We start from the raw sequence: 23,726 nt of genomic DNA on the forward strand, positions 1-23,726 counted from the left end.
TGATACCGGGGATGACATTCAAGCAGTCCCTGCAGCAGTTATTGACCGATCTCTCGCGCTTTCCCTGGCGCGATACCGCCTTCACCCTGCGCCAGCGTTTTCGCGAAGACCACATGGGCCTGACGGCCAGCAGCCTGACCTTCACCACCAGCATTGCGCTGGTGCCATTTTTCACGGTGGCACTGGCCATTTTCACGGCGTTTCCGATGTTTTCCAAGTTGCAGGGTGCGCTGCAGGTCTGGCTGGTCAACAGCCTGATCCCGGACAACATCTCGCGCCAGGTGCTCGGTTACCTGACCCAGTTTTCGTCGCAGGCCAACAAGCTGGGCGTGGCTGGCCTGGCGGTGCTGCTGGGCACGGCGATTGCGCTGATCCTGACCATAGACCGCACGCTCAATGGCATCTGGCGCGTGAAAAAACCGCGGCCGCTGGCGCAGCGCGTGTTGATCTACTGGGCCGCCATCACGCTGGGCCCGCTGGTGTTGGGCGCCAGCCTGGCGGTGACCTCGTACGTGATTTCAGGCTCAAGCGGCGTGGTTAGCACCATGCCCGACGGGTTGCGCGTGTTGCTGGACATCCTGCAGTTTGTCCTTCTTGCCGGCGGGATGGCCGCGCTGTACCGCTATGTGCCCAACACCTTTGTTCGCTGGTCGCATGCCTGGGTAGGTGGGCTGTTTGTCGCAGCCGGCATCGAGATCGCCAAAAAGGTGCTGAGTCTGTACCTGAGCAGCGTGCCAACCTATTCGCTGGTCTACGGTGCGTTTGCCACGCTGCCGATTTTGCTGGTCTGGATTTATGTGGCCTGGGTCATCGTGCTGCTGGGTGCGGTGATCGCGGCCTACCTGCCCAGCCTGCTGGCCGGCGTGGCGCGCCGAGGCAGTGCGCACGGCTGGCAGTTCCAGCTTGCGGTGGAGCTGTTGCAACAACTTCACCTGGCGCGCAGCACCCCGCGCATCGGGCTGGAAGCGTCGGAGCTGGCGAAGGCGCTGCAGGTTGATGTGTTGCAGTTGGAGCCCGTGCTGGAAACCTTGATGTCTTTGGACTGGATCGGCCAGTTGACCGACCCCGAGGACGAGAAAGAAGCGCGCTACCTGTTGCTGGCCGACCCGGATGCGACCAAGCTGGCCCCGCTGATGGCTCAGTTGCTGCTCAGCCGCGATCCGACCATGGAAAATCTGTGGGAAAACGGTGGTTTCCCCTTGCTGCGTCTGCGTGACCTGTTATGAAATTGATAGCAGACAGGTTGTCATCCCGGACTTGATCCGGGATCCATGCTTCATGGACGGCTGTCGTTGTAAGCGCGACATGGATAGCGGGTCTAGCCCGCAATGACAAACAGCCACGCCGCTACTTGCCGGCTTGTTTAGCCGCCTCATAACGCGCCTTGTTCTCCGCATTCGGCGGGTACAGACCCGGCAGCGAAGCGCCAGAGTCGACCTCGGCCATGATCCAGGCCTCCAGCCTTTCCTGCTCAGGCGCCAGCGTAAGCATTTCGTCCAGCAGCGCGGCCGGGATCAGCACCGCGCCGTCGTCATCGACCACCACCACATCGCCGGGAAACACTGCGACGCCGCCGCAGGCAATCGGCTGCTGCCAGGCCACAAAGGTCAGGCCCGCGACCGACGGTGGCGCGGCCGCACCGTTGCACCAGACCGGTAGCCCGGTCGCCAGCACACCAGCCTGGTCGCGCACCACACCGTCGCTCACCAGCGCGGTCACGCCGCGTTTGGCCATGCGCGCGCACAGGATGTCCCCGAAAATGCCGGCGTCAGCGACACCCATGGCATCAACCACGGCAATGCAGCCCGTGGGCATGTCTTCAATGGCGGCGCGTGTGGAGATCGGCGAGGACCAGGACTCCGGCGTGGCCAGGTCTTCGCGCGCCGGTACAAAACGCAAGGTGAAAGCCCGGCCCACCAGCCTTGGCTGGCCGGGCCGCAAAGGCCGAGCGCCGCGCAGCCAGACATTGCGCAGCCCTTTCTTGAGCAGGATGGTGGTCAGCGTGGCAGTCGTGACCTGGGAAAGAATGTCAACGACCTTGGGGTCGAGTTGCATGTTGATGGGGCTGGTCATTGGAAAAAGTCTCCGTCGATGGGTGGGTTGGTTTCAGGCGATTTCAGCCAGACGCCGGGTCTGCCGGACGGTCAGGCGGGCGATGTCGGCGATGTCGGCGGCCGACAACTTGGGGCCGGGCTTGCGGATGGCCGCGCTGGCGATCACGCCGCGCTCGGCCAGGATGTGCTTGCGCACCGCCAGGCCGATGCCGGTTTGCTGCTCGTAACGGGCCAGCGGCAGGTAGGCGTCAAAAATAGTGTGCGCTTTTTCAATGTCATCGGCAGCAAAGGCCCGGCACACGTCCACCATCATCTCGGGGTAGGCAAAGCCGGTCATGGCCCCGTCGGCGCCGCGGGTGAGTTCTTCGGGCAGGAACAGGCCACCGCCATTGCCCGTGAGGATGGAGACACGCCGCACCTCACCGCGTTCGCTGGCGGCACGAATGCTTGAGAGCTTGGCCAGGCCCGGGCAGTCTTCGTGCTTAAGCATGACGCAGGTCGGCGAGTTCTTCAGGATGCGCAGGATGACCGGGGTGGACATCTGTACCCCGGTGGACACCGGGTGGTCCTGCAGGACCCAGGGCACGTCTTTTCCCAGGGTTTCATTGACCATGTCAAAGTAGGCGACGATCTGGTCGTCGGTGCGAACGCTGGAAGGTGGCGCCACCATCACACCGGCCGCGCCCAGGGTCATCACGCTATCGGTGAGTTCGCGCATGGGAGCAAAGCCCGGAGCCGAGGCGCCCACCACCACCGGCACGCGTCCGGCCACACGCGTGAGCACCTGTTTGACGAACACACGCGACTCTTCGGCCGTCAGCTTGGTGGCTTCGCCCATGATGCCCAGCACGGTCAGGCCGGTCACGCCCTTGTCCAGGCAGAAATCGATCATGCGGTCGGTGCTGGCCAGATCCAGCGCACCGCTGTCGGTGAAGGGGGTGACGGTAATCAGGTACACGCCCGTGGCGGAAGCATCCAGTTTTTTCACAATCAGCTCCAAAATCAGCATCAAATTGGTTCTTGCCGTTCAGCGCACAGGGCTGGCCATCGGCTCAGGCCGTCCGTAGCTGCCGCCGAAAGTATTGCATGGCCAGCGCGGCGATGACCCCTCCAAAGCCGATCACATCGGCCAAAGTACTAGGGTAGACCAGTGCAAAGCCGGCGATGATCAGCATCCAGCGTTCCAGCAAAGTGGTGCGCAGGAGCGCCCAGCCCTGAAAGCCGCCGGCCAGAGCCGCAATGCCCACGGCTGCGGTCAGGGTGACTTCGGCGATGGACCACCAGTTGGCTGCCGCCAGCGCTTTGGTCGAGCCCATCAGCAACAAGCCCTGGCCGCTCGGATCCAGCACGAACATGAAGGGCACCAGGAAGGCCGGCACAGTGTATTTCCAGCATTGCAGCGTCGTCTTGTAGGGGTCGCCGCCGGTGATGGCTGCCGCCGCGAAAGGCGAGAGGGCCGTCGGCGGTGACACTTCCGACAGCACGGCGTAATAGAAGATAAACATATGCGCCGCGAAGTCCGGCACGCCCAGCTTGATCAGTGCCGGCGCTGCGATTACCGCGCAAATAATGTAGGACGCCGTCACCGGAACGGCCAGGCCCACGATCCACACCACCATCGATGTGTAGATGGCCGTGAGCAGCAGCGAGCCGCCTGCGGCGTCGATGACGATGGAGCTGAACTTCAGGCCCAGACCGGTCAGGGTCACCACACCGACAATAATTCCAGCGCCGGCGCAGGTGGCCGCCACATTCAGCACGCCCAGTGAGCCGCCCTCCATGGCCTTGACGAAGGGTGACTTGAAAATGTGCTCCCTGATCGAGCCCTTGCCGGTAAACAGATCGTAAGAGAACAGGGCCGTGTCGCGCCGCAGGAAGCTGGTGGCGAATGACACCACCGTGGCCCAGAAGACGGACAGCACCGGCGAGAAGCCCCACATCATGAAGGCGACGATGGACACCAGCGACAGAAAGTGGAACCAGTAATTGCGCGTCAGGTTCCAGACTGAATCGACCTTGTCGAAAGCCACATTGCCCATGCCGTACTTGCGCGCGTCCAGTTCCACCATGAGGAACAGCGCCAGATAAAACAGGATGGTGGGGATGACGGCCATCAGCAGCACGTCGAGGTAGGAGATCTTCAGGAATTCGGCGATCAGGAAAGCCGCCGCACCCAGAACCGGCGGCGAGATGATCGCGCCCAGCCCCCCGGCTGCCAGCAGGCCGCCAGCGGCGTTCTTTTCGTAACCCACCTTCGCCAGCATGGGATAAGCCACGGCGCCCAGTGTGACGGTGGTCGCCACTCCCGAGCCCGAGGGCCCGCCCAGCAGGAAGGACGCCAGCACCACTGTGCGCCCCGCGCCGGTCGGTTTCCCGCCCATGGCCGAGAAGGAAAAGTCGATGTAAAACTTGCCCGCACCCGAGTACTGCAAGAAGGCGCCGAAAATGGTGAACAGGATGATTAGCGACGAGGATACATCGACCGCCACGCCGTAAATGCCCTCCAGTGTCATGTACATCACCCCCACCAGACGACCCACCTCGTAGCCCTTGTGCGTCCAGGGCGCGGGCAGCCAGGGCCCGAGCAGCGCATAAGCCAGGAAAGAGCAGGTGATGATCGGCATGATCCAGCCGTTGGTACGGCGCATGGCCTCCAGCACCAACACGATCAGCGCGATGCCGAAGGCGATGTCCCAGGGCGCGGGCGAGGTATTGCGGTCGGTGAAGTCGTCGCCGCCCATGATCAGGTAGACCACGATGCCGACCGACAGCGCGGCCGCCAGCCAGTCCCACCACATGATGCGGTGACGAAAACGTTTTGCAATCGGGAACACCAGGAAAGACAGAAACAGCACAAACCCCACGTGCACCGGTCGCAGCGTCTGCGTCGGCACGATGGCGTAAGCGGTGTAAAGGTGGAACACCGACATTACAAAGGCCAGCGCTGTCACCGTGACGGCCAGCCAGCCCTTTAGCTTGTTGGCTGCGCCTTCCTCGGCCTCGATGAACTCCTCAGCCTTGAGGCGCGCCTCTTCGCTGACAACGACGGGCTCCGGGGTGCTGCTGTGGCCCGGCTTGTCAGGCGTCGTGGATGAATTCATCCTTAGTTGAGTTTCACGCCTTTTTCGGCAAAGTACTTCACCGCGCCGGGGTGGAAGGGAATGGGCGAGGCGGATGTCTTCTGATTTTCAAGCTTGAAGTTGGTCGCTTCCTTGTGCACGGCGATCAGGTCGTCACGCTTGTCGAAGATGGTTTTGACGATGTTGTAAGCCGTCTTGTCGTCCATGTTCTCGTGCGCCACCAGGATATTCATCACGGTGGCCTGCTTGTTGTCGGTGTCCATGCCCTTGTACATATCCTTGGGGATGCTGTCTTCGATATACAGGTTGCCGTATTTCTTGTTCATGGCGGCGACCTGCTCGGAATGGTCCACCATCTTGAGTTTGGTACCGGGCGTATTGGCCAGGTCTGTCACGGCCGCCGTGGGCAGACCGCCAACCCAGAAGAAAGCGTCGATCTTGCTGTCTTTCATCGCATTGACCGACTCGGCAGCGCCCAGGCGTTCGCGTTTGAGATCCTTGTCCTTGTCCAGACCGGCGGCCTCGATCAGGCGGAAGGCCATCACTTCGGTGGCGCTGCCGGGCGAGCCGGTAGATACGCGCTTGCCCTTCAAGTCAGACATCTTGGCAATGCCCCGGCCCTCGACGCTGACCACGTGCATGCGGTTGGGGTAGAGGATCATCAAGGTCTTGAGAGGAACCTTGTTGCCCTTGAACTTGTCCTCACCCTTGTAGGCGTCCAGACCGGCGTCGGTCATGGTGAAGCCGACGTAAGGCTTGCCGCTGCCGATCAGTTTGAGGTTGTCGACCGAACCGCCGGTGACCTCGGCCGTGGCCTGCATACCGGGGACATGTTTGGACAGAACGGCCGCGATGCCGCCGCCCATGGGGTAGTACACCCCGCCGGTACCGCCGGTGGCGATGGAAATGTTTTGCGCGCCAGCGCTCAGGGACAGCGCAAGGCCTGCGACCAATGCGTAAACGCGGGGTTTGAAACCGATCATGTTTGTCTCCTTGTAGAGGGGTCGGGCTCACGGATCCCTGTTGCTTTTCATTCTGGCATGGGGCTTCGTTAGCACACTAATAGTTTTCCCGAAGACGGGACGGGGTAGCTCCCGGTTTTTTGCTTTTTTCGCCGGGCGGGCTGTCTCAGAGCTTGACCTTGCCGGTCCAGATGTCCTTGTACATGACCCAGTCACCCATAAAGCTGTACAGCGGGCGCTTGAACGACGCGGGTTTGTTTTTCTCAAAGACGAAATGGCCGATCCAGGCAAATCCATAGCCGCAGAGCAGGCCAACCAGCAGCCACCAGGGATTTCGGGTCAACACAAGGGCTAACAGACACAGCAGCGACAGGCTGGAGCCCGCGAAGTGCAGGCGGCGGCAGGTCAGGTTGCTGTGTTCGGTCAGGTAAAACGGATAGAACTCGGCAAATGTTTTGAAGGCGCGGGCGTCGGTGACTGGCGCAGACGGCGCGCTGAGCGGGGTGGTGTTCATGGTTTGCCTGTTTCCTGAAACTGCTTGTTTCATCATCATAGCCATGCTCACGCACGATGGCACGTATGAGCCCTTCTATCCTGCTACCTGCCGAACGCTGGATTCTGTGCCTGTGCGCTGACTGGTGCGGCGCTGGCGAATATCGAGTTGAATCGCTGAGCGCCATTATTGGCGACGGCACCGTATGTATCCAGACAACGGCCATGCCTATCCGCTAGGCAATCTGGATGTTTCTCACCAAAGTGGGCTTGCTTTTGTGAAATCTGCTGTTTGAATGACAGCCTCCCGCATGCGCCCCAGCATTGGGCGGTTGTCATTGCGACGCCATTGAAAGGTGTATTCCAGCGCGGGTAGCGCGGGGCGGCTTCTAAGCCGCACGACCGCCATGCGGTGCGCCATCTGTTTCAACCAGCCGTTGGGGAACAGGCCGATGCCCACGCCCGCGGCGATCAGACTGGCTATCGCTGCCAGGTTGTTGCAGGTCAGGCGCCGGCCCGCCTCCAGGTTGTTGACGGCAAGCCAGTGCTCCAGCATACGCGTCGGGCCCGCGGCGGGTGGCATGGTGATCAGCGCCGTCTCCTGCAGCAGAGTTGCGGTGACCCAGCGCTGGGCGCCCACCAGACTGGGCGCGGCGGCCCAGGAGAACCCCACCTGCGCCAGCGCTTCACTGGCAATGGCGCTGTGCGAGGAATAACCTGCCACGACGGCGAAATCGAGCTCGCCACTTTTGAGCCGTTGCTCTAGGACGGCGCCCAGATCCACGCAGGGTTCCAGGACCAGCTCGGGATGGTGCTTGCGCGCATGCGCCACCAGGTCGGGCAGCCAGGTCAGCGCGGCAAGCTCGCCTACGCCAAAGCGGCAGTGGCCCCGCGCAGCGTTCCCGTCCTCGGCCATTAGGGTACGCATCTCGTCGGCCAAACCGAGCATGCGCCGCGCCAGCGGCAGCAGCAGCTCACCAGCTTCTGTCAGTGTGGCGCGATGACCGCTGCGGTCGAACAGCGGTTTGCGAATGTGCGCTTCCAGTTCCGAAATTCGCTTGGACAGCGTGGACTGCGAGACATGAAGACGATCGGCTGCCACAAAAAAACTGGGGGCGCTCGCTGCCCAATACAAGGCCTCCAGCTGCTTGAGAGTCATGTTTCTATTTTTCGAAGTATAAACATCGAAATTTATCACTTTTCTTCTACAACTCCCGGCTCCAAAATCCAGCGCAGGAGACACAACATGACCCCCACCACTGCATTCACCCGTCGCATGCTCGGCGTTCTTGCCCTGTCCGCCCTGGCCGCGCCCGCCTTGGCTCAGGATTGGACTCCCACCCAACCTATTACCATCCTGGTGGGTTTCGCGCCCGGCGGCTCAGCCGACCAGATCGCGCGTCAGCTTTCGTTCGCGGCCAAGGGCATCATTCCCGTGCCTGTGCTGGTTGTAAACAAAGTGGGCGCCGCAGGCGCGATCGCTGCGCAGGCCACTGCCGAGGCCAAGCCAGACGGCTACACCCTGTTCGTCGGAGGCGGCAGCGAAACCACGTCGGTCGGCCACTTCAAGACCCTCGCCTATGACCCGCGCAAATCGTTTACCCCGGTCATCAAGGTTTCGCGGGCTCCCAGCATCCTGGCGGTGAAGGCCGACTCAAAGTTCACCGACATGAAGGCCTTGCTCGCCGAGGCGAAGCTGGCACCCGAGAAGGTCTCGTATGGTTCGACTGGCGAGGGCGGCATCTTCCATGCCACCGGCCTCGTCTGGGAGAAGCAGTCCGGCGTAAAGCTGCTCCACGTGCCCTACAAGGGCGCCGCAGATTCCATGAATGCCCTTCTGGGCGGCCAGGTGGACACGGCGTTCGGCGCTTACGAAGAGATGAAGCCGATGATCGATGCTGGCCGCGTGCGCCCGCTGGCGCTGTTCTCGCGCAGCCGACTGCCGGCGTTGGCGAACGTGCCTACGATGATGGAGCTGGGAGTGCCGGTCGCGCTCGACAATATGAAGGGCCTCATGGCCCCCGCCGGTCTGCCGCCGCATATTCAACGTTACTTGCACGACGCTTTCCGCAAGGCCATGCAGACGACCGAGTGGAAAGATTACGTCGCCAAGTCGGGGCTGACGCAGGACTACGCCGAGGGCGTCGCCTTTCAGAAGGAAGTGGTCGAGGCCTATGAGTTGATCGGCAAGGCCATCGCCAAATGACGGTGCGCACGGCTTTCGGGCCGGACAGCGGCATTGGTTTCATCGGCCTGGGTTCCATGGGCGCCGGCATGGCGCACTGCCTGCTGCGCAATGGTTTCCGGTTGCGGGTGTTTGCGCGCGATCCGAAGGCATGTAACCCTTTTGTCGAAGCAGGTGCGCAAGCCACAGCCTCTCCCGCCGAGCTGGCGCGAAGCTGCAAGCTGGTGTTTTTGAGCCTGCCCGACGCCGCCGCGGTGGAAGATGTGCTGTTCGGACCAGAAGGTCTGTCACAAGCGCTTGAGCCCGGCAGTTACGTGGTGGACACCAGCACAATCGCGGCCACATCGGCACGCGACTTTGGCCGGCGGCTGGCGCAGTACGATATTGCGCTGCTGGACGCGCCGGTCAGCGGTGGCCAGCAAGGCGCGCTGGCCGGCACCCTGACCTGCATGGTGGGGGGGGCTACACCGGTGGTGGAGGCCTGCCGCGAGGTGATAAGCACTTTCTGCAAGACCGTCACGCATGTGGGCGAACTCGGCGCGGGCCAGACCGTCAAGCTGTGCAATCAGGTGGCGGTGGCAGGGGCCATGCTGGGCGTGGCGGACGCGATCGCCCTGGCGCAGTCCCAGGCCCAGGGTGTGGACATGGCCGCGATGCGTGAAGTGCTGATGGGTGGTTCCGCCAAAAGTTTTTCGCTGGAAAAACACGCACCACGCATCATCGCAAGGGATTTCAAACCCGGGTTCCGCGCCGCCCTGATGCGCAAGGACCTGCGTCTCGCCCTGGACATGGCCCACGCCACCAGCACCGTGCTGCCCTGCGCCACCGTTGCGCACCAGCTGCTGGACGAATTGTGCGCCGGCGGCGGCTCTGACCTGGACTGGTGCGCCGTAGCCGTGCAGGCCAACAAGCCCGCCTGAGTCTGCATGCAGTTTCTATGCCTTGACGATTTCGAGACAGCAGCGCGGCGCCATCTGCCGCTTCCTGTGTTCAGCTATGTCGCGGGCGCGGCCGAGACCAACTGCTCATTCCAGGCCAACCGCCATTCCTTCGCGCGTTACAGTTTCGTGCCGCGCGTGCTGGTCGATATCAGCCGCCGGGACACTGGCGTCACCTTGTTCGGGCGCCGCTTCGACGCACCGTTCGGCATCGCGCCTATGGGGCTGGCCGCACTGTCGGCCTACCGGGGCGATCTGGTGCTGGCCGGGGCCACCGCCAGAGAGAACATCCCGATGGTGCTCAGTGGCTCGTCCCTGATCGCGCTGGAAGACGTGGCGCGCGCCAACAGCGATGCCTGGTTTCAGGCCTATCTCCCCGGTGATGACGCCGCTATCACGGCCCTGCTACAGCGTGTCCAGGCGGCTGGCTACGGCACGCTGGTCATCACCGTAGACACGCCTGTAGCTGCCAACCGCGAAAACAATGTGCGTGCGGGTTTCTCGATTCCCGTGAGGCCCAGTATGCGGCTTGCCTGGCAGGGCATGACCCATCCACGCTGGCTGCTCGGCACCTTTCTGCGGACGCTCGTCAGGCACGGCATGCCGCACTTCGAGAACAGCTACGCAACGCGCGGGGCGCCCATCCTCTCGCCCAACGTGGAGCGCGACTTGTCCGACCGGGGTCACCTGGACTGGCGGCATTTTCGCCTGGTTCGCCAGCTGTGGCCGGGCAAGCTGGTGATCAAGGGCGTTCTGGACGCGCGCGATGCGTGCATGGCCGTCGATGCGGGCGCGGACGGCGTCATCGTTTCCAACCACGGCGGGCGTCAGCTCGACGGCTCGGTTGCGCCGCTGCGCGTGCTGCCGGACATCGTCGCTGCCTGTCCCGGGGTTCCCGTCATGCTCGATAGCGGTGTGCGCCGCGGCAGTGACGTTCTCAAGGCGCTGGCGCTTGGGGCGAAATTCGTATTCGTTGGCCGCCCCTTCAGCTTTGCGGCTGCCGTGGGGGGCGAGACCGGCGTGCTGCAGGCCATAGCGCTTCTCAAAGCCGAGGTCAGCCGCAACATGGGGCTGCTCGGCGTGACTTCCCTTCAGCAGCTAGATCCCGGCTGCCTCATCGACAACTACCAAGGACCTTCCCCATGATTGGATTGCAAATTCTCAAGCGCACGCAGTGCATCGGCGAGGACTACGTCAAGGCGTTCAACGCGCTGCCCGTGGCCAACATCAGCGACTGCATGGCACGCATGAGTGCCGGCGGCCCGCGCCTGCGACCGCTGCACAGGGGGGGCAGGCTGGCAGGCCCCGCACTGACAGTGAAAACACGGCCCGGTGACAACCTGATGATCCACAAGGCACTGGAAATGGCGGTGCCGGGGGATGTGATCGTGGTCGATGGCGGCGGCGAGCTGACGACCGCGCTGATCGGTGAACTGATGACGACCTATGCCATCAGCCGCGGCGTCGCCGGCTTCGTGATCAACGGCGCCGTGCGCGACCTTGACGTGATTCGTGCAGGTACTTTCCCGGTTTATGCGGCTGGGGTGACTCACCGCGGTCCGTACAAGGACGGGCCCGGCGAGATCAACGTCCCGATTGCCCTGGACGGCATGGTGGTGCACCCGGGTGACCTCATCCTGGGTGACGCCGACGGCGTCTTGTGCGTGCCGATAGCCGATGCTGCGGAGATTCTGGTTGCCGCACGCGCCAAGGATGCAGCCGAAGACAAGACTCTCAAGGACATCGCCGCGGGCAAGCTTGACCAGAGCTGGATAGACCTTGTACTGCAGCGCCTCGGATGCGATCCAGAACCAAAATAGCCGGAAAGCCCGGTTTAACCGGCGGCCTTGTCTGCGCTCTCTGATCCCGCGGCAAACGATGCGCTCAAAAAACCGCGAAAGCGCGCCCGACCGCCGCGCAGCGGAGCCGCAGTCAGGCGGTAGCCGGGGAAGCGCTGCAAAAAACGGCCAACCGCGATGCGGCCTTCCAGCCGTGCCAGGCTCAGACCGGCACATTGGTGGATGCCGAAGCCAAACGCCAGATGCCGGTTGACCTCGCGCTGCAAATCGAGTTGCTCCGGGTGCCCAAACTGGGCTGGGTCGCGATTCGCCGCGCCTATGCACAAGGTCAGCAACGCGCCTTCCGGCAAGTCCATGCCACCGACGGTGCAGGCTTTGAGCGCGCGCCGGTTGCTCAGCTGGTTGGACGACTCAAAACGCAGGAATTCGTCAATCTCAACAGTCAAATCGGCCTCTGGCCCTTTCTGGTCGTGCGCAAGCAGCTTCACTTTTGATAGCAAATTGTCTTTCGCCTGCGGCCATTCCTGCAGCGTTACCAGGGCATTGCCGATCAAATTGGTGGTGGTCTCATGGCCGGCGTTGAGGATGAAGACGCAGTTTTGCAGCAGTTCGGTTTCGCTCAGCCTCTGTCCAGCATCTTCGCCCTGGATCAGCCGTGTCAACACGTCATGCGCCGGGTCGCCCGGATGTTGCCGGCGTTCTGCCACCAGGGCTTGAAGGTAGGTCGTGAACTCGCTGACGCTGTGGTTGCCCAGCGCTTCCTGTTCCGGCGTGAGCCTGGGCTCCAGCGCGCCCAAAATGGCCAGCGACCAGTCGCGCAAGGGCCCGCGATCGGCATGCGGCACACCCAGCAGGTTGCCGATGATCTCGACCGGAATCGCGGAGGCGAAGTCCTCTATCAGATCGCCACCGCCACGCGACTGCATCGCATCAAGCAAGCTGTCCACCAGGGTGATCAAGCCAGGCTCCATGTCGGCAATCGCACGCCGACTCAAGGCGCCCATGATGAGCTTTCGCACGCGCGTGTGCAGCGGCGGATCGTTGAACACCAGGCTGGTCGTGTGGTGCATCAGCAGCGGCGAACCTTCGCCAAACTTGGGGGTGAACTCCACCTTCTTGTCCGAGCTGAAGGCCTGCGCATCGCGGTACACCGCTACCAGGTCGGCATACCGTGTCAGAAAGTACGAGCCGTCCGGCATCCGCCTGACCGGTTCGGTTTCGCGCAGCAGCGCATAAACCGGGTAGGGGTTGGCGTAAAAATCGGCGGGCAGGTCGCGCAGGTCAAAGCTGGCCGCTATTTGCCGGGCACGCTCGATCGACATGGGCGGGGTAATCGCAAAAGTTGAAGCATCAAGCATGGGCCGATTTTGGCACGCAGCGCAACCGCAGCGCTGCGGCCCTCAGGCTTGGCGTGTGTGGCTGGCCCTGTGCCTGAGCGTGCCCGGGCTTAAGGCCGCGTGTTTGGTGGTGCGGGCCCTGACCCGAATGCGCCACATGCGGAAGGAGCTGCGCTTCAACTGGCGGCGCATCAGGGCAATCACAGCAGACTCGTTCAACCCGAATTGCTGTTCTATGGCCTCGAAAGGTGTGCGGTCTTCCCACGCCATTTCAATGACGCGCGAGACGTCGGCTGCATTAAGCGCGCCGTCTGGCCCTTCTTCAACAGCTGTCAAGCGGCTTTTTTCGCCCAGGCGCTGCACCAGGCTTTGGGCGCCACCTGCTTGCCTGCAAACAATGGGCAGGCGCCTGCCGCGTCGCCTGCTTTGGCCTGGTACAGCGCGCAGTTGGCGCAGTTCTGGCTGGCAGCGTATTTGGGGTATTTTTTAACGTCGGTCTTGCTGCCGTCGGTTTTGTAACCCAGTGCGACGGCGTTTGCATCGGTGTCTTTGACCAGCGCGGGTGCCGCTGTTTGTGCCAGTGCCAGGCCGCTGGCGGCCAGTGCACCAGTGGCGCTGAGGGAATGAATAACAAAGCTGCGGCGTGAATAAGTCATGGCAATCGTGGGTAAGTGGGTGCGTGATGGCAGATTCACTGTAGCGCCTGGACGCCGGATGAGCAGCGCGCCTGCCAAATAGATGAGTGCCGCGCCGGGGCAAGCGGCTGGCAGGCTGGCCGTCGGCTCCGGACCCAATGTTTACGGGGTGTTCAGAAAATCCCGCATCGCAAACAGGGTTTCCTCGGGCGCTTCCGTCATCTGGTGGTGGCCGACCGGCACTCTGGCGACCCGCACAGTCTTGCCGCTGGCTTCTGCTTTGTCCATCAGGGATTTGGCCGCTTTGGCCTGTGTCATCTGGTCCTGCGTACCCAGCACGAACAGCACCGGGCAGGTGATTTGCGTGATCGCGGTCTCGCCGTTGGCATAACTGTCGCAGGCCTTGAAGCCGCGGTGAAAAACGTTGACTTCTGGGTTGCTGGCCAGCACGCGGCGGCCCAGCGCCATGCTGGCGCCGTGCACCCAGGTGCCGGGGCCGAGCGCCGAAGGCGGTGGCGCCAGAGTGCTGCGCGAAAAGATGTTGACCATCTCCAGCGCCTTCGTTGGCTGGTTCAGTGCGGCGTCCAGCAGCGCGGCGGACACCTTCATCGGGAAGGCCGTGCCGACCAGCACCAGATGGCTGACCCGCTCTTTCAACTGCGACGCCGCTTCCAGCGCAATCAGCGAGCCCCAGCTGTGGCCGACCAGTGCCGCGCGCTGCACGCCCGCGGCATCAAGCAGGGCGGCGACAAATGCGGCGCCTTCCTCGACGCTGGATGGCGCTTCGCCCTCACTTTTACAGTGGCCGGGAAGGTCCACAGCCAATACATTCCAGCCGTGGTGAGCCAGATAGCGGCTTTGCAGAATCCAGACGCTGTGGTCGTTGATCACGCCATGGATGAAGACCACGGTCGGTTTGGCGGCGTCGAAAGGTTTGCCGCCGGTGTAGGAGTAGCTGTTGTAGCCGTTGACTGTGAGGTACATGGTGTAGGTTTCTTCTGTTTGTCATCCCGGACTTGATCCGGGATCCATGCGGCATGAGCCAACGCCGTGGGCACGCGTGACATGGATTGCGGATCAAGTCCGCAATGACGGGGTTAAGCTTTCTCCGCCGCCTTCAGCGCACGCTTCAAGTCGTCGATCAGATCGTCCGGATCTTCCAGGCCGATGCTCAGGCGAATCGTGCCTTGGGTAATGCCGCCGGCCGCCAGCGCGTCGTCGCTCATGCGGAAGTGGGTGGTGCTGGCCGGGTGGATCACCAGGCTGCGGCAGTCGCCGACATTGGCCAGATGGCTGAAGACTTTCAGGGCTTCGATAAAAGCCTTGCCCTGCTCGCGATGGCCCCGGATGTCAAAGCTGAACACCGAGCCGGCGCCACGCGGCAGCAACTTTTTCGCGAGGGCATGGCTCGTATGCGAGTCCAGCATGGGGTGGCCTACACGCGCGACCAGCGGGTGGCTGGCCAGAAAGGCCACGACCTTTTCGGTGTTGGACATGTGCCGCGCCATGCGCAGCGGCAGGGTTTCAATGCCCTGCAAAATTAACCAGGCGGTGTGCGGGCTCATGCAGGCGCCAAAGTCGCGCAGCCCTTCCCGGCGCGCGCGCAGTAAAAATGCGCCAACCGTGCTTTCCTCGCTGAACACCATGTTGTGAAAGCCCTCGTAGGCTTCGGTCAGTTCGGCAAATTTGCCCGACTTTTCCCAGTCAAAACTGCCGCCATCGACCACGATGCCGCCAATCACCGTGCCGTGGCCGCTCAAAAATTTGGTGGCAGAGTGGTAGATCAGGTCTGCCCCGTGGTCGAAAGGCTTGATGAGCCAGGGCGATGTCAGGGTCGAGTCCACCAGCAGCGGCACGCCGGCCTGATGCGCGATGGCCGACACAGCCGGTATGTCAAGCACGTCCAGGCCGGGGTTGCCGACGGTTTCGCCGAAGAACAGTTTGGTGTTGGGGCGCACCGCAGCGCGCCAGCCGTCCATGTCGCCGGGTTTGACAAACGTCGTGTCAATGCCGAAACGGCGCAGGGTGTAGTGCAACAGGTTCTGGCTGCCGCCGTACAGTGCGGTCGAGGCGACGATGTGGGAGCCCGCGCCCATCAGGGTGGCAATGCTCAGGTGCAGCGCTGCCTGGCCGCTGGCTGTGGCAATTGCGCCAATGCCGCCTTCAAGAGCCGCCACCCTTTGCTCCAGCACCGCATTGGTCGGGTTGCTGATGCGCGAGTAGACGTGACCGGCCCGCTCCAGGTTGAACAAAGAAGCCGCGTGGTCGCTCGATTCAAAGACAAAGGAGGTGGTCAGGTGAATCGGCACGGCGCGGGCGCCCGTGGCCGGGTCGGGCGCGGCGCCGGCATGCAGGGCCAGCGTGTCAAAGCCCGGATCAGAGTAGCCAGACATGGAGCCTCCAGTTATTTTGGGTGGAATGTGCCCGAAAAATTGCAAGCACCCTGAGATAAATCACGATGGCCTGCCGGGGCATTGTGGGCTATATTTGAACTGAATTTCCCTCCGGGCGGCACCGGGGGAACTCCTGCAGATTGCCGAGACAAATTCCAGAAGGAGCGCCCCATGAAAGTCCTTGATATCCTGCGCGTCAAAGGCAACACCCTGTACACCGTCCACTCAGACGAGCCGCTGGCCAAGGCTGCCGAGATCATGGCCGAGAAAGACATCGGCTCGCTGGTGGTGATGGACCACGGCGAGCTGGTTGGCATGCTGACCTTCCGTGAAGTGATCCTGTGCATCGTCAAAAACGGCGGCGAGATCGGCGGCACGCTGGTGCGTACCGCCATGGACGATGCCCCGCTGACCTGCACGCCCGAGACCGAGATCGACGAAGTGCGCCGCATGATGCTGGGCCGCCATGCGCGTTACATGCCGGTGCTCAACAAGAAGGTGCTCGAAGGCGTGATCTCGTTTTACGACGTCGCCAAGGCGGTGGTCGATGGCCAGAATTTCGAGAACAAGATGCTCAAGGCCTATATCCGCGACTGGCCTACCGAGGAAGACGAGACGCAAGACACCAAGCTCTGAGCTTTGCGGGGGTCTCCGCCTCCGCCTGCGCTCCTCGGCCCGGCCCCGGCTGAACCGGGCACCGCCAGTTGCCGGCAAACAAAGCGGAGGGGCGTTTGCATGAAGAATGAAACACTTGTGCTATATTTTATGAATACTGATACAAATGTTTCATGCCTGCCTCGTCCATCTTCACCAGCATCCCGCTTGAGGGCCTGAGCCCGGAGTTGCTGCGTGCTGCGCGCTGGGTCGAGGCGCATCCGCGCGAGGTCGCGCTGCATTCCATGCGTGAGTGCGGGCGGCGCGCCGGCCTGGCGCCTGCCACATTGACACGGCTGGCGCAGGCCCTGGGCTTTCAGGGTTTTGAGGCGATCAAACATCTTTGCCAGGAGTCCTTTTCTGCCCGGGGTGGTTACACCGGACGGGCCGAAGTTTTGCAGGCCAGCGCGCGGCAAACCCCGGACTGGCTGGCCTTGCTCAATGAAGCGCAGCACGCCAACACGGCCTCGGTGGGCGGCCTTAACCAGACGGCGCAGCTCGAAGCGGCGGCCGATGCCATGCTGAAGGCACGGCGGGTGTATTTCCTCGGCTTGCGTGCCAGCCATGGCCTGGCGCTGCATCTGCATTACACCTACGGCCTGCTGGCGTCCAACGGGGTGCTGGTGCAGGGTCTGGGCGGCACGCTGGATGACCAGGTGGGTGATATTGGCGCTGGTGACCTGCTGGTGGTGACCTCGTCGGCTTCTTACACCCGGCAGACCGTGGACGCCGTGGCGCAGGCGCGGGGGCAGGGCGCGGGTGTGCTGGCGCTGACCGACAGTGCGCTGTCGCCGATTGCGCGACAGGCCACACACACCCTGCTGTTTCGAACCGACAGCCCGTCGTATTTTCATTCCATGGTGGGGGCGCTGGCCTTGACCGAGGCGCTCGCCGCGGCCGTCGCCGTGCGCGGCGGGCGCAAAGTGCTGGCGCATTTGCAGGCCCGGCAGGACCGCCTCGAGAGCGAAGGAGCTTACTGGGACGGCCGCAGTGACAAGGCCCCAAGTGGCCGTTCAACCTCTTCATCGGGAAAGCAGCCTTTATGACAGTAGCCTCCACCCATGTGTTTCACCGCCAGTTGCAACGCAAGCCGCCAGTGGCTGTTAGCGGCCAGGGTGTCTACCTGACTGATGCGCAGGGCAAAAGTTATATCGATGCCTCGGGCGGCGCGGCCGTCTCCTGCCTGGGCCACGGCCACCCGGATGTGCTGGCCGCGATGCATGCGCAGATCGACAAGCTGGCTTATGCGCACACCAGTTTTTTCACGACGGAAGTTGCTGAAGTACTGGCCGACAAACTGATCGCCAATGCGCCTGAAGGCATGAGCCATGTGTATTTCGTGAGCGGTGGTTCGGAAGCGGTCGAGGCCGCGCTGAAAATGGCGCGCCAGTATTTTGTCGAGATCGGCCAGCCGCAGCGCTCGCATTTCATTGCGCGCAGGCAGAGCTACCACGGCAACACACTGGGCGCGCTGGCCATAGGTGGCAACCAGTGGCGGCGTGAGCCGTTTGCGCCCATCCTGATTCCCGTCACGCATGTTTCGCCGTGTTATCCCTACCGTGAACAACAAGCCGGCGAGACGCCGGTGCAGTACGGCCTGCGCCTTGCAAAGGAGCTCGAAGACGCGATTCTTGCAAAGGGCGCCGACAGCGTGATCGCTTTCGTCGCCGAGACCTTGGGCGGCGCCACGGCCGGTGTGCTGGTGCCGGTGCCAGGTTACTTCAAGGCGGTGCGCGAGGTCTGTGACCGTTATGGCGTGCTGCTGATTCTTGACGAGGTGATGTGTGGCATGGGCCGCACCGGCACCCTGCATGCATGTGAACAGGAGGGGGTGTCGCCCGATTTGCTGACGGTGGCCAAAGGCCTGGGCGGCGGCTACCAGCCGATCGGCGCGGTGCTGGCGCAAAAGAAGATCGTCGATGTGATGCGCGCAGGCTCCGGATTTTTCCACCATGGCCATACTTATCTCGGCCATGCAATTGCGTGCGCGGCGGCGTTGGCGGTGCAGCAGGTGTTCGAGCGCGACCAGCTCCTGGGCCAGGTGCGCGAACGTGGTGATTTTTTGCAACGGCTGATGCACGAGAGCTGGGACAAGCATCCCCATGTTGGTGACATTCGCGGACGTGGCTTGTTCTGGGGCATTGAGCTGGTGCAGGAGCGTGCCAGCAAGAAGCCTTTTGATCCGGCACGCAATGTGCACGTCCGTATCAAGCGGGAGGCCATGGCGCGCGGATTGATGGTTTACCCGATGGGCGGCACCGTCGATGGTCGTTATGGTGACCATGTCCTGCTGGCACCACCCTTCATCAGCAGTGAAGCGGAACTGACGATGGTGGTGGAGCGCCTCGGTTCGGCCATGGATGCCGCGATAGCTGCAGTGTGAAAATTGTTTTACAACCTGGAGAAATTGAAATGAGCAAGAAGTTTGCGTTGAATGTGCTGGGTGCCGCGAGTGCCGGCATCGCTTTGGCCGCAGCCCTGATGTCTGCGCCGGCTGTTGCCCAGCAGAAGTTTGTGACCATAGGCACCGGCGGTGTGACAGGCGTGTATTACGCGGCCGGCGGCGCCATCTGCCGCCTGGTCAACAAAGACCGCGCCAAACACGGCATCCGCTGCTCGGTCGAGTCTACCGGCGGTTCGGTGTTCAACGTCAATACCATCAAGGCCGGCGAGCTTGATTTCGGTTTCACCCAGTCCGACGTTCAATTCAATGCCGTCAAGGGCGCGGGCCAGTACAAAGACGCAGGCGCCTACGGCGATCTGCGCGCTGTGTTTGCCGTGCATCCCGAGCCTTTCACCGTTGTGGCCCGCAAGGAAGCCAACATCACCAGGTTCGAGGACTTCAAGGGCAAGCGTTTCAACGTCGGCAACCCCGGCTCGGGCACGCGGTCCTCCATGGAAGAGATGCTGGCCGGCATGGGCTGGAAGCTGGGCGATTTTTCGCTGGCGTCTGAGCTCAAGGCCGACGAACACGGCCCGGCGCTGTGTGACGGCAAGATTGACGGCTTTTATTACGCCGTGGGTCACCCGTCGGCCAACATTCAGGACCCGACGACCTCTTGCGGCGCCAAGCTGGTGTCGTTGACCGGGCCGGTGATCGACAAGCTGGTGGCCGACAAGCCTTACTACGCCAAGGTCACGATTCCGGCCGGCCTGTACCCGAACAACCCGCAAGCGACCAATACCTACGGTGTGATGGCCACGGTGGTGGCATCGAGCAAGACGCCGGCCGAAACCGTGTACCAGGTCACCAAGGCCTTGTTCGACAACTTTGACGAGTTCAAAAAGCTCCACCCCGCGCTGGCCAACCTGAACCCGCAAAACATGGTCAAGGATGGACTGAGCGCGCCTTTGCACGAAGGTGCAGCTCGTTACTACAAGGAAAAAGGCTGGATCAAATAAACACCCTCCGGTGTGCGTGAACAGGGGCTGGGAGCGTCATGGTTCCCGGCCCTTTTTAATACAAGACAAAGATCAGCTCTGGAAGGCCTGTGATGGCGCAACTCGAAAAATTCTCGGCCGAAGAACTGGACCAGCTGGTCAAGGAAGCCGACCTTGGCGGGCGTGAGCCCGGTGGCAAGATCGGCCAGGGCCTGGCCGTGCTGGCCGGCGCCTGGTCCTTGTTTCAGGTCTGGTATGCCTCGCCCTTGCCCTTTCTTTTCGGCTTCGGCATTCTCAACGACACCGAGGCACGCGCTGTCCACCTGGCGTTTGCGATCTTCCTGGCCTTCTGCGCGTTTCCCGCTTTCAAACATTCATCGCGCAGCGTGATTCCCTGGTCGGACTGGCTGCTGGCGCTGGTCGGGGCTTTTTGCGGCGCCTACTTGTTCCTGTTTTACAACCAGTTGGCACTGCGACCGGGCTCGCCGACCACGATGGACATCGTGGTCGGTGTGACCGGTGTGGCCATCATGCTGGAGGCGACGCGGCGTGCCATGGGTTTTGGCATGCTTGTGACCACCGGGCTGTTCATGGCCTTTGTGTTCCTTGGGCCTTACATGCCGGAGGTGATCCAGCACCGGGGCGCGTCGCTGTCGCGTTTTATCTCGCACATGTGGTTGACCACCGAGGGGGTGTATGGCGTGGCGCTGGGTGTCTCAGTGCAGTTCATCTTTTTGTTCGTGTTGTTTGGCACCTTGCTCGACATTGCCGGGGCCGGCAACTACATGCTGCAGGTCTCGCTGGCCACGCTGGGCCATTTGCGCGGCGGGCCGGCCAAGGTGGCGGTGGTGTCCTCGGCACTTAACGGCGTGGTGTCCGGTTCGTCGGTGTCCAATGTGGTCTCGGGCGGCATTTTCACCATTCCATTAATGAAACGAACCGGCTATTCAGGCGTCAAGGCCGGCGCGATCGAGGCGGCGGCCTCCATCAATGGGCAGATCATGCCGCCGGTGATGGGCGCGGCGGCTTTCCTGATGGTCGAGTACGTGGGCATCCCCTACTCGGAGATCATCAAACATGCGGCGCTGCCTGCCGTCATTTCCTACATGGCCTTGTTTTACATCGTGCACCTTGAGGCGCTCAAATACGACCTGCAGCCGCTGGTGCGGGACCGCCAGCCGACCTGGCGCGAAAGGGTACTGGGCTGGGCGCTGGGCCTGTCGGGAACAGGGGTTGCCTTCGCGGCCATTTATTACGCCATCACCGGCGTGCAATACATCGCGGGCGATGCGGCGGGCTGGGCGCTGGCCGTGCTGGCCGGTGTGGCTTATGTCGTGCTGATGGCCTACTCGTCCCGTTATCCAGACCTTCCCATCGACAACCCTCTGGTCAAGGAGGTCAAGCTGCCCTTGCCCTGGCCGACCGTGCGTGCCGGCCTGCATTTTTTCATTCCGATCGTGGTGTTGCTGTGGTGCCTGATGGCCGAAGAACTGTCGCCGGGCTTGTCGGCCTTCTGGGCGACCGCCACCGTCATGGTGATGGTGGTGCTGCAGCCCTTCATGCTGACCATTTTCCGGCCCGACGGCAAGGCCGAGGCTGCCGTGTCCGCGTTGAAGCGGGGCTTTGCCGATCTGTGGCGCGGTCTGGTGCTGGGCGGGCGCAACATGATAGGTATCGCCGTGGCCTGCGCCAGTGCCGGTCTGATCGTCGGTGTCATCACCCTGACCGGCATGGGCCTGATGATGACCGACTTTGTCGAGATGGTCTCGGCCGGCAACATCATCGTGATGCTGCTGCTGACGGCGGCGATTTGCCTGATCATCGGTGCCGGGGTGCCGACCACGGCCAACTACATCCTGGTGGCCACCCTGATGGCGCCGGTGATTGTCGAACTCGGTTCCCGCAGCGGCTTGGTGATTCCGCTGATCGCGGTGCACCTGTTTGTTTTTTACTTCGGCATCCTGGCCGACGTGACGCCGCCGGTGGGGCTGGCCTCGTATGCAGCGGCCGCGATTTCTGGCGACGACCCCAACAAGACCGGCCTGCAGGCCACCTGGTACAGCCTGCGCACCACGGTGCTGCCATTCGTGTTTATCTTCAACCCGCAGATTCTGCTGATCGGTCTGGGCTCCTGGGTCGATGTGGTGCTGGTGTGCGTGACGGCGGTGGCAGCATCGCTGCTGTTCGCTGCCGCCACGATGAAATGGTTTCGCACCCGCTGCACCTGGCCCGAAGTGGCGGTGCTGCTGCTGGCGACCTTTCTGTTCTTCCGGCCGGATTGGGTGATTGACCAATTTGCGCCCAAATATGTGAGTGCGCCGGCGGGCGACATCTACAAGGTCGCCGACGGCCTGCAAGCCGACGAATGGCTGGTGGTGGGCATGGCCGGCGAAACCCTGAACGGGGAGGCTGTGACCAAAACCGTGGCCTTGCCCATGGGTGAAGGCGCAACGGGCCGCGAGCGTCTGCGTGACGGTGGGGTGACGCTCAGCCAGCTGGGCGCGGACCTGGAGGTGTCGGCGGTCAAGTTTGGCAGCCGCGCTAAAAAACTGGGCGTGGAGCAGGGCTACAAGCTGGTGGAACTGAAGCTCCCCAACCCCTCTCGTCCATCGAGTCACTGGGTCTTCATTCCGGCGGCGCTGCTGGCTTGGGGGGTGTGGTGGCTGCAGGGTTTGCGCTTGCGGCGTGCGCGGCCTGGGGGCGCTGGTGCGTCACCTGCCTGAGACCGCCGGCTCGCCTCAGGCCGTAGTTCCAACTCCCCACTCTCACCCCTAACCCCTCTCTCGCCCCGCTGGGCGAAAGAGGGGGACCTCATTTAGCCGCGTGCGCTGCGCTCGAGTGCAAACATGGCCGTTCGTTGGGATTCCCGTGCAGGAAGCGCTTTGCGCTTCCTGCACTCCGGAGGGGAGTTCGGTATCGGTATTCGGCTGTTTGTCTTCCTCCCCACCCGTCGGGCTGGGCCGAGGAGCGCAGCCGAAAGTGGATCAGGACGAGCGATTGTCTGAGCCGAAGGCGAGTTCGAGCTCGGCCCCACTTTCTGCGAGCACCGCAGGTCGCCCGTAGCGAAGCGGAGGGACCCAGACCATCGGGTCGCCTTCTCTTTGCTTACTTTCTCTTGGCGAAGCAAGAGAAAGTGAGTCGCCCGCCGGGGCGAGACCCGGCTTGCTGGAAGACCGTGACCGCGCGAGTCATCCAACATGGATCCCGGATCAAGTCCGGTAAGACGGCGCTGGAGCACATTGGGCGAGTTCTGACCTCGCTTGTGAGTCAAATATGCCCTCAGCTCCTGCCCAATATGCGCGAGCAGCTATCAAATCAGGAGCAAATCAGGGGTCGACCGAAGCGCTCCAGCGGTCGCCCCAGTTCTTGCCTCCGGCCTTGTCCATGTTGCGGCGGTCGCGTTTGGTCGGACGGCCGTGTTCGATGCTGGCGGCCGGCTCGTTGTTGAGCCGGCGCAACTCGGCGGTGGCTTCACGCAGGCGCAGGCTTTCCGGCGTTTCTTCATAAAGCTGCTGCGCCACCGGTGCCGCGCCACGCTGCAGGCTCAAGGCCCGTATCACCACCGTGCGGGTGACTGGCCCCTGACGCATGGCGACGGTGTCGCCGGCCTTGATGTCGCGGGCCGGCTTGGCCTCCAGGCTGTTGACCCGGACCCGGCCCTTGGCGATTTCATCGGTCGCCAGTGTTCGCGTCTTGTAGAAGCGCGCGGCCCACAGCCACTTGTCAAGACGCATCATTTACCTCATGTGGGCCGCCATGTTTGCGAAACGCGGTCCCCGCTCCGCTGGCCTGCGCGTTTCGCAAACCCCACAGCCA

At 62.7% G+C, this 23,726-nt stretch carries 23 protein-coding genes; 11 read left to right on the plus strand and 12 right to left on the minus strand.

Annotated elements, in window-relative coordinates; genetic code table 11:
- Positions 1-11: 11 nt before the first annotated feature.
- Positions 12-1,226 carry a YihY family inner membrane protein gene (locus IEX16_RS15360; protein ID WP_229676375.1) on the plus strand — a complete coding sequence of 405 codons (1,215 nt, stop codon included), beginning with the start codon at positions 12-14 and terminating at the stop codon, positions 1,224-1,226.
- Positions 1,227-1,347: 121 nt separating this feature from the next.
- On the opposite strand, the gene IEX16_RS15365 is transcribed toward IEX16_RS15360, so the two are convergent.
- From IEX16_RS15365 to IEX16_RS15385, 5 genes are all read right to left on the minus strand, one after another.
- A complete protein-coding gene (locus tag IEX16_RS15365; RefSeq protein ID WP_229676376.1) occupies positions 1,348-2,073 on the minus strand; it encodes a ribonuclease activity regulator RraA in 726 nt (241 codons plus the stop codon).
- A gap of 33 nt (positions 2,074-2,106) precedes the next feature.
- Positions 2,107-3,063: a dihydrodipicolinate synthase family protein gene (locus tag IEX16_RS15370; RefSeq protein ID WP_188709361.1), complete on the minus strand. Its 957-nt coding sequence runs from the start codon at positions 3,061-3,063 to the stop codon at positions 2,107-2,109.
- 43 nt (positions 3,064-3,106) lie between these two features.
- A complete protein-coding gene (locus IEX16_RS15375; protein ID WP_188709362.1) occupies positions 3,107-5,155 on the minus strand; it encodes a TRAP transporter permease in 2,049 nt (682 codons plus the stop codon).
- Between the two features lie 2 nt (positions 5,156-5,157).
- Complete coding sequence (locus IEX16_RS15380; RefSeq protein ID WP_188709363.1) at positions 5,158-6,117, minus strand: TAXI family TRAP transporter solute-binding subunit; 960 nt, start codon at positions 6,115-6,117, stop codon at positions 5,158-5,160.
- Between the two features lie 145 nt (positions 6,118-6,262).
- Positions 6,263-6,610, minus strand: a complete 348-nt coding sequence (locus IEX16_RS15385; RefSeq protein ID WP_188709364.1) for an Mpo1-like protein — start codon at positions 6,608-6,610, stop codon at positions 6,263-6,265.
- Between the two features lie 65 nt (positions 6,611-6,675).
- Between IEX16_RS15385 and IEX16_RS15390 the strand changes: the two genes are divergently transcribed.
- Entirely contained in the window at positions 6,676-6,828 is a 153-nt protein-coding gene (locus tag IEX16_RS15390) for a hypothetical protein (RefSeq protein WP_188709365.1), read from the plus strand.
- Positions 6,829-6,844: 16 nt separating this feature from the next.
- On the opposite strand, the gene IEX16_RS15395 is transcribed toward IEX16_RS15390, so the two are convergent.
- A complete protein-coding gene (locus IEX16_RS15395) occupies positions 6,845-7,747 on the minus strand; it encodes a LysR family transcriptional regulator (protein WP_188709366.1) in 903 nt (300 codons plus the stop codon).
- Between the two features lie 87 nt (positions 7,748-7,834).
- Here IEX16_RS15395 and IEX16_RS15400 point away from each other — a divergent pair, with 87 nt between their 5' ends.
- From IEX16_RS15400 to IEX16_RS15415, 4 genes are read left to right on the plus strand one after another with little or no spacing between them, the layout of a single operon-like run.
- The gene (locus tag IEX16_RS15400) at positions 7,835-8,794 is read left to right on the plus strand and encodes a Bug family tripartite tricarboxylate transporter substrate binding protein (protein ID WP_188709367.1); all 960 of its coding nucleotides are present in this window, start codon (positions 7,835-7,837) and stop codon (positions 8,792-8,794) included.
- On the plus strand, positions 8,791-9,693 hold the full coding sequence (locus IEX16_RS15405; RefSeq protein ID WP_188709368.1) for an NAD(P)-dependent oxidoreductase: 903 nt from the start codon (positions 8,791-8,793) through the stop codon (positions 9,691-9,693). The genes IEX16_RS15400 and IEX16_RS15405 overlap by 4 nt, the downstream gene beginning before the upstream one ends.
- 6 nt (positions 9,694-9,699) lie before the next feature.
- Complete coding sequence (locus IEX16_RS15410; protein WP_188709369.1) at positions 9,700-10,857, plus strand: alpha-hydroxy acid oxidase; 1,158 nt, start codon at positions 9,700-9,702, stop codon at positions 10,855-10,857.
- Entirely contained in the window at positions 10,854-11,531 is a 678-nt protein-coding gene (locus tag IEX16_RS15415; RefSeq protein WP_188709370.1) for an RraA family protein, read from the plus strand. Before IEX16_RS15410 ends, IEX16_RS15415 begins: the two co-directional genes overlap by 4 nt.
- Before the next feature lie 14 nt (positions 11,532-11,545).
- On the opposite strand, the gene IEX16_RS15420 is transcribed toward IEX16_RS15415, so the two are convergent.
- From IEX16_RS15420 to IEX16_RS15440, 5 genes are all read right to left on the minus strand, one after another.
- Positions 11,546-12,868: a cytochrome P450 gene (locus tag IEX16_RS15420; protein ID WP_188709371.1), complete on the minus strand. Its 1,323-nt coding sequence runs from the start codon at positions 12,866-12,868 to the stop codon at positions 11,546-11,548.
- A 42-nt stretch (positions 12,869-12,910) separates the two neighbouring features.
- A complete protein-coding gene (locus tag IEX16_RS20090) occupies positions 12,911-13,183 on the minus strand; it encodes a TIGR03643 family protein (RefSeq protein WP_268236617.1) in 273 nt (90 codons plus the stop codon).
- Positions 13,180-13,503: a high-potential iron-sulfur protein gene (locus tag IEX16_RS15430; protein WP_188709372.1), complete on the minus strand. Its 324-nt coding sequence runs from the start codon at positions 13,501-13,503 to the stop codon at positions 13,180-13,182. Before IEX16_RS15430 ends, IEX16_RS20090 begins: the two co-directional genes overlap by 4 nt.
- Before the next feature lie 141 nt (positions 13,504-13,644).
- Positions 13,645-14,466, minus strand: a complete 822-nt coding sequence (locus tag IEX16_RS15435; protein WP_188709373.1) for an alpha/beta fold hydrolase — start codon at positions 14,464-14,466, stop codon at positions 13,645-13,647.
- Between the two features lie 113 nt (positions 14,467-14,579).
- Positions 14,580-15,875 (minus strand): O-acetylhomoserine aminocarboxypropyltransferase, encoded by a 1,296-nt coding sequence (locus tag IEX16_RS15440; RefSeq protein WP_188709374.1) that lies wholly within the window; start codon positions 15,873-15,875, stop codon positions 14,580-14,582.
- A gap of 171 nt (positions 15,876-16,046) precedes the next feature.
- On the opposite strand from IEX16_RS15440, the gene IEX16_RS15445 reads away from it, so the two are divergent.
- The 5 genes from IEX16_RS15445 to IEX16_RS15465 all read left to right on the plus strand — a co-directional run bounded on the left by IEX16_RS15445 (position 16,047) and on the right by IEX16_RS15465 (position 22,633).
- The gene (locus tag IEX16_RS15445) at positions 16,047-16,511 is read left to right on the plus strand and encodes a CBS domain-containing protein (protein ID WP_188709375.1); all 465 of its coding nucleotides are present in this window, start codon (positions 16,047-16,049) and stop codon (positions 16,509-16,511) included.
- Positions 16,512-16,663: 152 nt separating this feature from the next.
- Positions 16,664-17,575, plus strand: a complete 912-nt coding sequence (locus IEX16_RS15450) for a MurR/RpiR family transcriptional regulator (protein ID WP_188709376.1) — start codon at positions 16,664-16,666, stop codon at positions 17,573-17,575.
- Positions 17,572-18,912, plus strand: coding sequence for an aspartate aminotransferase family protein (locus IEX16_RS15455; protein ID WP_188709377.1), 1,341 nt, complete (start codon positions 17,572-17,574; stop codon positions 18,910-18,912). Before IEX16_RS15450 ends, IEX16_RS15455 begins: the two co-directional genes overlap by 4 nt.
- 29 nt (positions 18,913-18,941) lie before the next feature.
- Positions 18,942-19,931: a TAXI family TRAP transporter solute-binding subunit gene (locus tag IEX16_RS15460; protein WP_188709378.1), complete on the plus strand. Its 990-nt coding sequence runs from the start codon at positions 18,942-18,944 to the stop codon at positions 19,929-19,931.
- 92 nt (positions 19,932-20,023) lie between these two features.
- Entirely contained in the window at positions 20,024-22,633 is a 2,610-nt protein-coding gene (locus IEX16_RS15465) for a TRAP transporter permease (protein WP_188709379.1), read from the plus strand.
- A 603-nt stretch (positions 22,634-23,236) separates the two neighbouring features.
- Here IEX16_RS15465 and IEX16_RS15470 read toward each other — a convergent pair.
- Complete coding sequence (locus IEX16_RS15470; RefSeq protein ID WP_188709380.1) at positions 23,237-23,644, minus strand: RNA-binding S4 domain-containing protein; 408 nt, start codon at positions 23,642-23,644, stop codon at positions 23,237-23,239.
- Positions 23,645-23,726 lie beyond the last annotated feature (82 nt).

Source organism: Polaromonas eurypsychrophila (assembly GCF_014641715.1).
GTDB lineage: Bacteria > Pseudomonadota > Gammaproteobacteria > Burkholderiales > Burkholderiaceae_C > Polaromonas > Polaromonas eurypsychrophila.

What these genes read in the sequence shown, in the direction of transcription:
- IEX16_RS15360 (WP_229676375.1), top strand. Translation starts at nt 12, where the DNA reads ATGACATTCAAGCAGTCCCTGCAGCAGTTATTGACCGATCTCTCGCGC.
- IEX16_RS15365 (WP_229676376.1), bottom strand. Translation starts at nt 2,073, where the DNA reads ATGACCAGCCCCATCAACATGCAACTCGACCCCAAGGTCGTTGACATT.
- IEX16_RS15370 (WP_188709361.1), bottom strand. Translation starts at nt 3,063, where the DNA reads ATGCTGATTTTGGAGCTGATTGTGAAAAAACTGGATGCTTCCGCCACG.
- IEX16_RS15375 (WP_188709362.1), bottom strand. Translation starts at nt 5,155, where the DNA reads ATGAATTCATCCACGACGCCTGACAAGCCGGGCCACAGCAGCACCCCG.
- IEX16_RS15380 (WP_188709363.1), bottom strand. Translation starts at nt 6,117, where the DNA reads ATGATCGGTTTCAAACCCCGCGTTTACGCATTGGTCGCAGGCCTTGCG.
- IEX16_RS15385 (WP_188709364.1), bottom strand. Translation starts at nt 6,610, where the DNA reads ATGAACACCACCCCGCTCAGCGCGCCGTCTGCGCCAGTCACCGACGCC.
- IEX16_RS15390 (WP_188709365.1), top strand. Translation starts at nt 6,676, where the DNA reads ATGAGCCCTTCTATCCTGCTACCTGCCGAACGCTGGATTCTGTGCCTG.
- IEX16_RS15395 (WP_188709366.1), bottom strand. Translation starts at nt 7,747, where the DNA reads ATGACTCTCAAGCAGCTGGAGGCCTTGTATTGGGCAGCGAGCGCCCCC.
- IEX16_RS15400 (WP_188709367.1), top strand. Translation starts at nt 7,835, where the DNA reads ATGACCCCCACCACTGCATTCACCCGTCGCATGCTCGGCGTTCTTGCC.
- IEX16_RS15405 (WP_188709368.1), top strand. Translation starts at nt 8,791, where the DNA reads ATGACGGTGCGCACGGCTTTCGGGCCGGACAGCGGCATTGGTTTCATC.
- IEX16_RS15410 (WP_188709369.1), top strand. Translation starts at nt 9,700, where the DNA reads ATGCAGTTTCTATGCCTTGACGATTTCGAGACAGCAGCGCGGCGCCAT.
- IEX16_RS15415 (WP_188709370.1), top strand. Translation starts at nt 10,854, where the DNA reads ATGATTGGATTGCAAATTCTCAAGCGCACGCAGTGCATCGGCGAGGAC.
- IEX16_RS15420 (WP_188709371.1), bottom strand. Translation starts at nt 12,868, where the DNA reads ATGCTTGATGCTTCAACTTTTGCGATTACCCCGCCCATGTCGATCGAG.
- IEX16_RS15430 (WP_188709372.1), bottom strand. Translation starts at nt 13,503, where the DNA reads ATGACTTATTCACGCCGCAGCTTTGTTATTCATTCCCTCAGCGCCACT.
- IEX16_RS15435 (WP_188709373.1), bottom strand. Translation starts at nt 14,466, where the DNA reads ATGTACCTCACAGTCAACGGCTACAACAGCTACTCCTACACCGGCGGC.
- IEX16_RS15440 (WP_188709374.1), bottom strand. Translation starts at nt 15,875, where the DNA reads ATGTCTGGCTACTCTGATCCGGGCTTTGACACGCTGGCCCTGCATGCC.
- IEX16_RS15445 (WP_188709375.1), top strand. Translation starts at nt 16,047, where the DNA reads ATGAAAGTCCTTGATATCCTGCGCGTCAAAGGCAACACCCTGTACACC.
- IEX16_RS15450 (WP_188709376.1), top strand. Translation starts at nt 16,664, where the DNA reads ATGCCTGCCTCGTCCATCTTCACCAGCATCCCGCTTGAGGGCCTGAGC.
- IEX16_RS15455 (WP_188709377.1), top strand. Translation starts at nt 17,572, where the DNA reads ATGACAGTAGCCTCCACCCATGTGTTTCACCGCCAGTTGCAACGCAAG.
- IEX16_RS15460 (WP_188709378.1), top strand. Translation starts at nt 18,942, where the DNA reads ATGAGCAAGAAGTTTGCGTTGAATGTGCTGGGTGCCGCGAGTGCCGGC.
- IEX16_RS15465 (WP_188709379.1), top strand. Translation starts at nt 20,024, where the DNA reads ATGGCGCAACTCGAAAAATTCTCGGCCGAAGAACTGGACCAGCTGGTC.
- IEX16_RS15470 (WP_188709380.1), bottom strand. Translation starts at nt 23,644, where the DNA reads ATGCGTCTTGACAAGTGGCTGTGGGCCGCGCGCTTCTACAAGACGCGA.